The 11006-nt window shown below is 57.3% G+C and carries 8 protein-coding genes and 3 pseudogenes; 1 reads left to right on the forward strand and 10 read right to left on the reverse strand.

Annotated elements, in window-relative coordinates:
* Nucleotides 1–62 precede the first annotated feature (62 nt).
* The 9 genes and pseudogenes from DVO78_RS08790 to DVO78_RS17540 form a co-directional block, all read right to left on the reverse strand.
* The gene (locus DVO78_RS08790; RefSeq protein ID WP_157983957.1) at nucleotides 63–956 is read right to left on the reverse strand and encodes a transposase; all 894 of its coding nucleotides are present in this window, start codon (nucleotides 954–956) and stop codon (nucleotides 63–65) included.
* A 54-nt stretch (nucleotides 957–1010) separates the two neighbouring features.
* Nucleotides 1011–2225: pseudogene (locus tag DVO78_RS08795) on the reverse strand (ISAzo13 family transposase); the annotation flags it as partial.
* Nucleotides 2226–2298: 73 nt separating this feature from the next.
* On the reverse strand, nucleotides 2299–3819 hold the full coding sequence (locus DVO78_RS08800; protein WP_120004446.1) for a TRAP transporter large permease: 1521 nt from the start codon (nucleotides 3817–3819) through the stop codon (nucleotides 2299–2301).
* Between the two features lie 28 nt (nucleotides 3820–3847).
* Nucleotides 3848–4384, reverse strand: a complete 537-nt coding sequence (locus DVO78_RS08805) for a TRAP transporter small permease (protein ID WP_238385216.1) — start codon at nucleotides 4382–4384, stop codon at nucleotides 3848–3850.
* Between the two features lie 147 nt (nucleotides 4385–4531).
* Nucleotides 4532–5809: a TRAP transporter substrate-binding protein DctP gene (dctP, locus tag DVO78_RS08810; RefSeq protein WP_120004447.1), complete on the reverse strand. Its 1278-nt coding sequence runs from the start codon at nucleotides 5807–5809 to the stop codon at nucleotides 4532–4534.
* A 264-nt stretch (nucleotides 5810–6073) separates the two neighbouring features.
* Nucleotides 6074–6850: an SDR family NAD(P)-dependent oxidoreductase gene (locus DVO78_RS08815; RefSeq protein WP_120004451.1), complete on the reverse strand. Its 777-nt coding sequence runs from the start codon at nucleotides 6848–6850 to the stop codon at nucleotides 6074–6076.
* Nucleotides 6847–8145 (reverse strand): iron-containing alcohol dehydrogenase, encoded by a 1299-nt coding sequence (locus tag DVO78_RS08820; RefSeq protein WP_202912140.1) that lies wholly within the window; start codon nucleotides 8143–8145, stop codon nucleotides 6847–6849. The genes DVO78_RS08815 and DVO78_RS08820 overlap by 4 nt, the downstream gene beginning before the upstream one ends.
* Complete coding sequence (locus DVO78_RS08825; protein WP_120004448.1) at nucleotides 8142–9638, reverse strand: NAD-dependent succinate-semialdehyde dehydrogenase; 1497 nt, start codon at nucleotides 9636–9638, stop codon at nucleotides 8142–8144. The genes DVO78_RS08820 and DVO78_RS08825 overlap by 4 nt, the downstream gene beginning before the upstream one ends.
* Nucleotides 9639–10198: 560 nt before the next feature.
* A pseudogene (locus DVO78_RS17540) lies at nucleotides 10199–10529 on the reverse strand (integrase core domain-containing protein); the annotation flags it as partial.
* 4 nt (nucleotides 10530–10533) lie between these two features.
* Between DVO78_RS17540 and DVO78_RS17975 the strand changes: the two are divergent.
* Nucleotides 10534–10665 (forward strand): annotated as a pseudogene (locus DVO78_RS17975) (IS3 family transposase); the annotation flags it as partial.
* 18 nt (nucleotides 10666–10683) lie between these two features.
* Here DVO78_RS17975 and DVO78_RS08835 read toward each other — a convergent pair.
* Nucleotides 10684–11006, reverse strand: a 323-nt coding sequence (locus tag DVO78_RS08835; RefSeq protein WP_157983959.1) for an integrase core domain-containing protein, incomplete at its 5' end; no start/stop codon positions are given.

The raw sequence follows: 11006 nt of genomic DNA on the forward strand, positions 1-11006 counted from the left end.
TGGACAACCCACCGATGGGACACCCGCCCAGCCCGCCGACCATGACCTACCGGCGCACGCTCTTATGCGGCTTCCTGGTCTGGGGCCGCGGTGTTCTCGTAGTTGACGGGGCTCATCATGCCGGCCGAGCTGTGCCGGCGCTCGTGGTTGTAGAATCCGTAGCACCAGTCCAGCACAACAGCCTGGGCCTGGCGGGTGTTGGCGAAGTCGTGTCGCGAAAGGACCTCCCACTCCAACGAGCTGAAGAACGCCTCTGCAGCGGCGTTGATGCTCCTATAGTTGTCAACTGCGGATCTCGCCGGTGCGGGGTCTGTTTTGACGAGGTGGTAGACCTCTCGGATCACGTAGCGTTTCAGGCAGCTGATGATGTCGCGTTTGGACTTACCCTCAGCAGTGCGACGGGCAACGTAGGCGATCGTTGGTTCGTGGAATCTCATCCTGGCGATCACGGTGCGGTAGATCGCAGCGTTGAGCTGTCTGTGCCCGCCTTGGTTGATGCGATGTTTCCCGCTGGTCATCCCTGACCCTGCCGGGATGGGGCTGATGCCGGCCAGTTTCGCGAACGCAGCTTCGCTTTTGATGCGCTCAGGGTTATCGCCGGCGACGATGAGGATCTCCGCGGCGGTGTCGACCCCGATGCCGAAGCGCTCCAGCAGGTGCGATGCTCGCTGGGCCACGAGGTCCTTGATCATTGCCTCGAGTTCGATGATTTCGTCATTGAGGGCGATCCAGCGCTTGGCGATCGAGCGCAGTGCGTGACGGTTCGCGTCTTCGGGGGTGTTCAGCCCGCGTGGGCATAGCCCGGCACAGTGGCAAGCGATCATCTTCTGGGTCTTCCCCGCTGTCTCACCGCGCAGGTCTTCTGACGCGTGGACGAGCATCGCCTTGAGCGTGACCATCGCCCCGGTCCTGTCCTTGACCGCGGTATCGTGGGCAACTTTCAGCTGCCGGATCATCTCCACGGCACCGTCGGCGCTCTCAGGGGGCGCGTATTAATTAGTGCGTGTGTTGGGGTGGAGGGTGTAGTTCCATTCACCATGCCACTGGTGCCGCACAAGGGCCCGGTCGTCAATGAGTTGCTGCATGCGCTGGTCGCCGATCTTGATCCCGGCTGGGTACTCGTTGGTGTCGAGTACTGCCTTGACCGGTGCCCCGGAAGCGGTGGTGGTGGCACCGATGGTGTTGACGATGACTTCGCGGCTGGTCAAGGGGCGGGCGCGCCAGATGATCGAGATGCGGGAGAAGAGCCGGTGCTCGATCTTATTCCACTTGCTGGTGCCCGGTGGCAGATGACAGACCGTGATGGACAGCCCGGTCTCGGCGGCGAGGGCGGCCAGCTCGGTTTTCCACAGCCGGGTGCGGTATCCGTTGGAGCCCCCGCCATCAGCGGTGATCAGCATCTGCGCCGCACCCGGGTACGCGTGGCGCCCGGTCTGGTTCCACCAGGAGCGGATCGTGTTGACCGCGAACTGTGAGGTGTCATGATCGACACCGACCGAGACCCACCCGGTATCGGCGGCGATGTCGTAGACCCCGTAGGGGTTCACCTTGCCCAGTTCGGGGTCTTTGAAGTCGTGGACGTTCACCGCACAGGGCGCGCCCTTGGGATGCCATTCCCGGCCACCGTTTGCGAACTCACCGACCAGTTCCTTCTTCTTCGCATCCACGCTGATCACCGGGTCGGCCGCACTGGTATGACCCATCACCTGGGAGTTGAGATACGAGAACTGGGCATCCCGGTCCGGGTGCTGGCGGCCCTCAACCTGCTTAGCGTTGGCCTGCAAACTGAATCCCTGGGCTTTGAGCAGCTGCGCGATTTTCCGTGCGCTGACCCGATGCCCCGCAGCGGTCAGCTCATCAGCGAGGTTCTGCGTCGATAATGTCGTCCAGCATAACGCGGACTCCGGGTCTCCCCGACGAGTCGGCTCCACCAGCCCCAGCAACGCATCCACGATCCTGGGATCGGTCTCGGTGACCGGTTTGCGGCCCGCCCCCGGCCGACGCACCCGAGACGATGGCTCCGCACCGGCCTCCAACTCGGCCACACCCCGACGCACCCGAGACGCTGATGACCCCGAGGCCCGGGCAACCGCCACGATCCCGCCATGGCCCAACGACCTGGCCTCCGCCGCCAGCATCAGCCGCTGGGCACGCTCATCCAGATACGGCAGCAACGCATCAAACTTCGCACCAAGCGCCGTGATCGTCTCTGCCGAGATTGCCATACACCAATGATCCCACCACCAACACCACAACAATCACTAATTTATGCGCACGTCCTAACGGACCAAAGTCAGGTCACTGAGTCCCTGCTCTTGCGCTCGTGCGTTCAAGAAGGCTGGGCAACCATTCGGTCATTTCTGGAAACACAATCATTATAATCAGAAAAAGAATAGTTATCGGGAGGAACCAAGTTACTGCGACAAACACATCTCCGAGAGTAATGTTTTGTCCGATATTTACCTCCGGCGCCTTTGAAATATTATGGACGATGTAGGACAGAATTCCGACCGGCGGAGTAATCATTGCCAGTTCACCCAGCAATACCACGAATACCCCGAACCAAAGAGGACTGATACCCATGACCTCTAGAGTGGGCAGGAGAATTGGTATAGTCAACATCATCATAGATATAGTTTCGAAGAACATGCCCATGAAGAGATACAGCACAATCAGCAAGAGAAGGAATCCGACCCGACTGAGACCGAGACTGGTGACGTAGTCGGTCACCAGCTGAGCGAGGCCGGTCGTTGCCATAAGTCTGGTCAGCATCTCCGCGCCGATTAGAATGAAAAAAATCGCTGCCGTGGAAGACACCGTAGCAAAAGTAGCATGGGCTAGTTTCGATATCGGTTTATCATTACGGGTGTAATAGATCATTAGTAGCAGTGCCACTAATGCTGCTGCCGCTCCGGCTTCAGTGGGGGTGAACATACCGGAAAACATGCCGCCAAATAGAACGAGCATGAGGATCGGGAAGCCCCAAATTTGACGCAAAGACTCGATACGCAGCTTCCACGTGACTTCCTTCTTCGTTCCGTGGCCCTTCTCGCCCCGCCCAACAAGCCGCGGTGCCAGTATACCTACGGTGAAGATGAATAGGCCGAAAAGAGCGGCCAGCAATATCCCAGGCACGGCACCAGCAACCAGCTGGGGGCCGACAGGGACACTGGCAATGCCGGCGTAGACAACAAGCAGAATCGACGGGGGAATGAGGTTCCCGGGCAAGCCAGACACAATGACTGTACCCAGGGCCATACGCTTGTCGAACCCAGCACGCAGCATCTCTGGGATACCGGCTCTGCCTAAAGCATAAGTCATGCCGATGGTCGAACCCGATACAGACGCCAGACCGGCACCAGCTGCGGTCGTGCCGATGCCTACGCCGCCGGGGAGCCAAGAGAACCAACGGTCAGTGGCCTGGTAGATTCGACTAGTCATACCCGATTTAGCCAGAAGCATGCCCATGAAGATGAACATCGGCAAGACGCTCAAAGACCAGCTTGAAACAGCGTTGTATGGCGAAATAGACAGGAGGTTGATCGCCGCCGGAACCCCGTTGATCGCGTAGACGCCAATAAGACTAGGGGCGGCCAACGCGACTGCAACAGGCACAGAGAACAGCATCATAACTATCATGAGAACTACACACCACACACCAACAACCGCGACCGTTGGACTGGTGAAGATGCCGATTAAACATACGACCATCAGACCGAACCCGACTATCAAGGACCGGGCACTCGGTTTGTTGCGTTTCGAATCGGCGGGCAGCAGGCTGGCGTGCGAGCTATCGGCCGTTGGGGTATCCGCAGTCATGGAGTTTCTCCTGTTCGCACGGCGAAGGTTACGCCATAGTCTCTTCGGTATTGTTCTTAGCCTTTTCGGCGGGAACAAGGTCCACTTGAGGCTCGCCGGTTTTGAAGATCATCGACAACTCGGTCACATACAAAATTGCGAGAATGGCGAAAGCAAGAGGCACCACGAAGGAAATCGGCCACGTAACGATGGCCGTCACACCTGCCGTGTAGCCGATCTCCATCCTGTGTAGCGCCTCGCCCAGTCCATACCAGGCGAACCCGATGCTAGCTAGGCCGCTCACCGTGCATCCGAATATCCTAAAGACGATAGCGGAGCCACGTCTCATGCGCCCACTTACCAGCGTGACGTTGATGTGTTCCTTCTGCAATTGGGTCAGGGGGATTCCCAGCAATACCACCAACGGCATGTGCCAATAGGCCACAATCTCGTTCGTACCATAAAGGGGGGAATCGAGCAGGAACCGCATCATCGCATTGAGAACAAGATGCAGCATCATGATGGTCAACGCACACGCCGTTACAACTAGTAACGTTTTATGAATGATTTGACTGATCTTGACCATAAATAATCCAGCCTTAGTGTTCCCGACGATGAGCTCCGAATCCGTAATAGACCATCGTCTCTAGTTGTAGTAATCACGACCGGATCCTAAATTCTAGTAGTGGTCAGAAGAGTGAGGGTAACCTACCAAAAGCACTTCATGTATGTGTCATGAAGGTCGATGGTTCAAAGCGGCCTCTTCGTATACTCTCTCGAAAAGCGGGCGGAAATCGACGGATTCTGGATCGTACCACTCATCAAGGTTGGAGAGCTCTCCATCATCGGTGTAACCGAGTTCCTCAACCACCTCGGCCCACTTCTCAGAGTTCTCCCTAAGTTGAGCGGGAAGATTCTCATCCACGAGGTCGTCCTCGATCATCTCCTCGACGATCTGCTCTTGCGCTTCGAAGATCTGTTCTTCGATCTGTGGGTCGGGTTCTGTAAAGTCACCGCCAGCGTCCTGGACGTCCTGCACAGCTTGGGTGCTCGTGCGCATGACCCCTTCGATCTGACCGTGAAGCCAGTCAACCCCCGCTACGTCGAAGATGATCTGCTGGTAAGGGAGGGGGAGTTGCTCAAAGCTGGAGCCCGCAACATGGGCGATGTTCACGACTGAAGTCGTTCGTGCTTGATCTAGCGTTGTTACGTGAGGCGCAGCTTCCAGCAGTCCAGTCTCTCCCGCGACAAGAAGATTAGTCCACGCACAGTCAACTGTGCCGCGCTGTAGCCCCTCGAACACTTCGCCGGACTCCAGCGACACCGGCGAGGCACCGATACTCTCACTGATGGGGACCTGGGCGGACCCGCCGATGCGAATCTGAGTTCCCGCCCAGTCCTCAGCGGATGATCGGGGTGAATTACATGCAAGCGTGTAGTTGCCAGAACTTCCAAGCAAGTTCAGAGGCACCTGGCCTTTGCTTGTGAACTCCTCGATGAACTCAGGATCGTTCCACGCAGCTTCAGTCATCGTAGCCTGCGTGACCAGCTCGCCGGTGAGGGGACCGGCCTCGGCATAGTGGCTAAGTTTGCTGTAGTTGTCCAGAATCGGATACTCCGCGGGAGAATAGATAGCAATATTGTAGGCGAGATCGAGCCTTCCGTCTGTGAGCGCCGAGTCGACCTCGGTGTAGCTAACTATGGATTCCCCCCAATGGATGTTAATGGTGATCTTGCCCCCGGAACGTTCTTCAATAGCATCTTTCATAGCTCGCGCTTCAGCGGCAGAGTCAGCATTAGGTGAGGATGCGTAGGCCTGGTAGTCCAGTGTTACCGGTTCGAGGTCCGCGAGAACTTCGTCGACATCCTCTTGCGAAGCCCCGTAGTCGAAACCCTCCGTTCCGGCGCCGTTACTTTGATCACCGATGGAACCTCCACAACCCACCAGAAGAGCCAGCGACGTCGACAGAGCACCGGCAGTAAGTAAAGACCTGTTGTTCTTGATTCTCATGTTTCTCCTTCAATATATAGAGGACTAGCTAGGCCATATTCCTGGTTACCTTCGGTGACTTGCCCGGTCGGTGCAACCTTTGCCCCGAGTCGTTCCAGCCACCTTCAAGACATTCTTCGCGTTCCCGACTATGACAGCTAGCCGGCTGGCCTGCGCCTGTCTCCACAGGTACGTTCATTCCGCATGCCAGTGACTAGAATATTCTCATAAAACGGACGTGATGTTCATCATACGCGAAGTTTGTGACTTCAGCCACACTTACAGCTAGGCGCCTTGCCAACCACCGTCGACGATGAGTAGTTGTCCGGTCATATAAGCCGAGCCTTCCGAGGCGAGAAAGACCGTGGGTGCACCTAATTCCTCCGTCGTGCCGAATCTGTTAGCGGGAATGCGGTCGAGTAACTTCTGCCGACGTACCGGGTCAGCTAACAATTCCTTGGTCATCTCAGTTTCTACGTATCCGGGCGATATACCGTTGACCCGTATATCATGCTGTGACCACTCACGGCTCAATGCACGTACTACGCCCATGAGGCCGGATTTCGCGGCGTTGTAGGCCACTAGGTTAGGCAGCCCGAGTACGCTCGTCAGAGAGCAGACGAATACATGGTTTCCCGGCAGGCCCGCGGCGATCTGGCGCCGCCCCACTTCCTGGCTCAGAACAAAGGGTGCGGTGAGATTGACCTGAATGACTCGTTCCCACTCTTCAAAAGGAAAACCTACGGCAGCCTCGCGGTGCTGGGCGCCGGCGCAGTGCACGACGATATCTATCAGACCGCCCAGCGCCTCTTCAGCCCTATCGGCTAATTCCGGCACGCGACGGTGATCAGAGAGGTCTGCGGGAACTACCTCAGCATGACCGCCCTCTTTTGCAATCCATGAGCAGGTTTCGGACAGATGTTCCGCGCCACGGGCGGTCAATGCCACCTTCGCGCCGGCGCTGGCGATGGCCAGGGCAATGGAGCGTCCGATGCCACGGCTAGCACCAGTAACGATGGCTCGACGCCCTTGTAGTGAGAATATTGTCGTATATTCACTCATGACCACCAGCTCCGATCTCCCGCATGTGCTCGTACAAGTATGTGAATCATGGATTCTTCGGAAAGTTCGCGTGGGTTATTCGCGGTCAGGCGGGTGGCCCTCAGCGCATTCGCCGCGACAGTGGGTATGTCTTCACGCTTGAGACCGAGGTCGTCCAGACTGGAGGGAATCTCAAGTGTTGCCAGAATCTCCTCTACCCGCTCGATTGCGGCGTGCGCATTGGCGAGATCGTCCTGGGCGGCCTCAAAAACCCCCAGTAGGTCTGCCATATGCGCGAATTCCGGCGTCCGGACAGGCAAGTTATATCGCATGACATAGGGCAGTAGTACGCCCACGCCCACCCCGTGAGGAGTATGGGTTCTTGCACCTATCGGAGCCTGGAGGGCATGGATTCCCGCCGTGCCGGTGGTGTTGATGGCGTATCCGGCATGTAGCGCAGCGCGCATTGTCGCGGAGCGTGCCTCAACATCATTCGGGTTAGCCATAATTCGTTCCAACGAAGTGGCCACCAAGCGGATACCTTCCCGGCAGTGCATGTCAGCCATAGTGTTTTTACCGACATACAGGACATTCTCCAAGGCGCCGTTTCCCGGGTTCTTTGCGGTGGCAGTGAAGGCCTCGATCAGGTGCGAGAGTGCATCCGCCCCGGTGGCCGCTGTCAAGCCGGGTGGACAGGTGAGCGTAAACTCAGGATCCACAATGGTCGCGCTCGCCTCCAGGTGTGGGCTGGCGACCCCAACCTTCATATCTGAAGCGGGCTCGTAGATCACCGAGATGCAGGTAACCTCTGCTCCGGTGCCTGCCGTGGTCGGTACAGTCACTAGAGGAATAGTCGACCCTGGTACCTTAAATTCGCCGTAATAGGACTGGACGTCTCCGCCGTAGGTGAGCATAACTGTAGCGATCTTTGCCATATCGAGACAGCTACCACCGCCTAGACCTAGTACAACATTTATTTGCTCCTGGCCGACCTGTTCAATGAGATCTTCTACGTTAGTTCGTGGTAGGTCAGGTTCGACGTTGCTGTAAACGTGGACGCCGACATCTCTCTTTTTAAGATCTGAGATAATCTCCTCAAATTCAGGAGTCTGGACCATGCGTGCGTCAGAGCAAATCAAGACTTCGTCGCCCAGAGATGCCACCGCGGAGGCGATAGTGTCTCGGCGCCCCACTCCAAACAGGACTGTGCCTGGCTGACGAACCAGGCCAAACCCATTGATGACCGCATTATGATCTGGGTGACCGGTATGCTCAGGCTTACTTGCCGATACGAGTTGCTGTGCGGTGTGGATCACTGGTTTGCCCCTTCGTCAACGGTCAGCGCAATGTAATGGGGCTCAAGGAATTCATGAATGCCATGTTCGCCGCCTTCGCGACCGATGCCGGAGGCGCCAGTGCCGCCGAAAGGTGCCATCGGGTCGGCCATTACGCCACGGTTCACGCCCACCATGCCGGATTCGAGTTCCTCACCAATTCGGATGGCCCGCGAAATATCCCGGGTGAAGACGTAGTTCGCCAGGCCGTATTCGGTTTCATTAGCGAATTTGGTGGCCTCTGCCACGGAGCTCACGGTATGGAGTACAGCGACAGGGCCGAAGATCTCGTCACAGGCGAGGGGTGAATTCGTGGGAACCCCCCGCAGGACGGTTGGCTCATAATAGAAGCCGTCGCGGTCCAACGGTCTGCCGCCGGTGAGCAGGTCGGCACCGTCGCTCAATGCAGACCGGACCAAAGCATGCACTCGCTGCCGCTGGTCTTCTGTAATCACCGGCCCCATGTTGGCAGCTGGGTCGGAGCCGTCGCCGACAACGAGTTCCCGAGTCGCGGCAACAAATTTTTCAGTGAACTCCTCCGCGATGTCTTTGTGCAGAATGAACTTGTTCGCGGCAACACACGCTTGGCCAGCATTGCGGAACTTGCAATCAATTCCTTGGCGCACAGCTAGGTCAACATCGGCATCGTCGAGCACAATGAAGGCCGCATTTCCGCCGAGTTCCATAGACGTATTTACAATGTTCTTGGCTGCCAGTCCAATTAGGTGTGAGCCTACTGTAGTAGATCCGGTGAAGCTGATTTTGCGTAATCTATGATCCGACAGCAGTGGACTGGACACCTCGCTCGAACGAGTAGTATGCAACAGGTTCACCACCCCGGAGGGTATACCTGCTTCCTGCAGCGTCTCGACGAGCAGGGCCAAGGTGAGGGGCGTCTGCTGGGCCGACTTTATAATAGTGGTGCAGCCAGCAGCGAGAGCGGCACTTATTTTGCGGGCGCCCATGAGCATGGGAAAATTCCACGGCGTAAGCAGCAGACTAGGGCCTACCGGCTGATGGGTGGTGATGACCCGGTACCCTGGGTTTGACCCGGGGCCAAAGTTTCCATGAACGTGAGCTGCCTGCTCCGCGGTCCATTCGAAGAAGCCGGAAGACAGAGCAAATTCGGCAGCGGACTCAGCGATTGGCTTGCCGCTTTCGGCAGTCATGACAGCGATGAATTGCTCTTCGCGTTCCTTGATTAACGCCAAAGCGCCATGGAGTAGACGAGCCCGCATCCGATGGTTCATAACACCCCAGTCGGTTTGTGCGGCATCGGCGGCGTTCAGCGCTTCCCGTGCGCGCGATTCAGCAGCACTGCTGACTTCACAAATGGTTTCGCCCGTTGACGGATTGATTACAGGGAAAGTTTCTCTCTCGTCAACCCACTGTCCATTGATGAGTAGACCCGTCGGAACCTGATGCCCGCGGATGTCGACGGATGCTTTCGATCTGGAACTGGCAAAGGTCGTCATGTTACCTCCTGTGTCGTAAGGCGCGAGGGTGAAGCCAACAACGCGGCGAAATCACGCCGAAGGCTCGGCACCCAAAAATTCTCACAAAACGGTACGAATGTTCGGCACATGCGAATAGTGTGACATGGAGTACGGTGTCCGTCCACTCGTCGCCGTCGGGATTCGGGGTTTAGCCAGCATGAGGCGGTATAGGGTCGTCGTCATCGATGGTTAGCCCGGTGACCTTCGACAGTGCCAACTGCGGGGCGGATGTGTGAGAAGTAGACAAAGTAGCGTTGCGTGCCATGGATGCAAAGCTGAAAGACACTTTTCCGCCCGGCGTGTGTCCGGACTTGCCGACATTCAACCAATGAACACTTTGAAACCGATCAAATCGGAAGCAATGCCTGCGTCCCGTTATCGCGAACTTCTCACCACCGAAGGATCTGCACAGGGCCTCACCGGTCCCCAGCACGGGGGTGGTGATCGGGGCACGAGTCATGCACGGCGCCACGTTAGAAAAAGCCCACAAAGTTGCTGACGTGGGCTTGCCCGCAAGTCGTGGAGACTCGCTTAGTTCCTCAGGCGGCTGCTTGAAGTCCTTCTGACTTTCCCTGCCGCTGGCCGCGGAGGGATTCTTCGTATTCCACCGGCGGGAGCATCCCGATCGCTGAGTGCAACCTGCGGCGGTTATAGACGGACTCGATCCAGTAAGGCGACTCCGGTGCGAGCCTGAGCCCTGGTGGCCCAGCTGCGACGGTCATAGAACTCGGTCTTCAGCTTGCTGAACACCGACTCGGCCATCGCATTATCAAAACACATTCCTGTACGCCCTACTGACTGACTGATCCCTAAGATGTCACAGACCTTGTAGGTGTCCTCGGAGGTGTATTGGGTGCCCCGGTCGCTATTAACCGGAGTTCGGCTTAATAGCGATCACGGATCTCAATATACCTCAGATCAATTCATTCAGTAGTGTGCGGGTAATGGTTTTGTGCAATCGATGGGTCGCACTGGGGTGTGCTGGGACAACGGTGAATCGGCCTGGGAATGATGGAGGGCTGGTTTAGGCTGCAGCGGGTTCGCTGCGCCCTTGGGTGTGATCATAGTAAACCTGCTCATACTCTTGCGGTGGGAGGTCTCCGATTGAGGAGTGCAGCCGTTCGTGGTTGTACCAGTGGACCCACTCGGCAGTGGAGGCTTCGACTTGCCTCCAGCTGCTCCACGAGGGTCTCTCGTGGTCGATGACCTCGGTCTTGTACAGCCCGACAGTGGATTCCATCAGTGCATTGTCCAGCGCATCGCCGACGCTGCCGATCGAGCCGATGATCCCAGCCTCGGCCAAGGCTTCGGTGAAAGCCAGAGAGGTATATTGCGACCCCGCATCCG

The organism is Nesterenkonia muleiensis, assembly GCF_003600155.1.
In the GTDB taxonomy this organism is placed as follows: Bacteria; Actinomycetota; Actinomycetes; order Actinomycetales; family Micrococcaceae; genus Nesterenkonia; species Nesterenkonia muleiensis.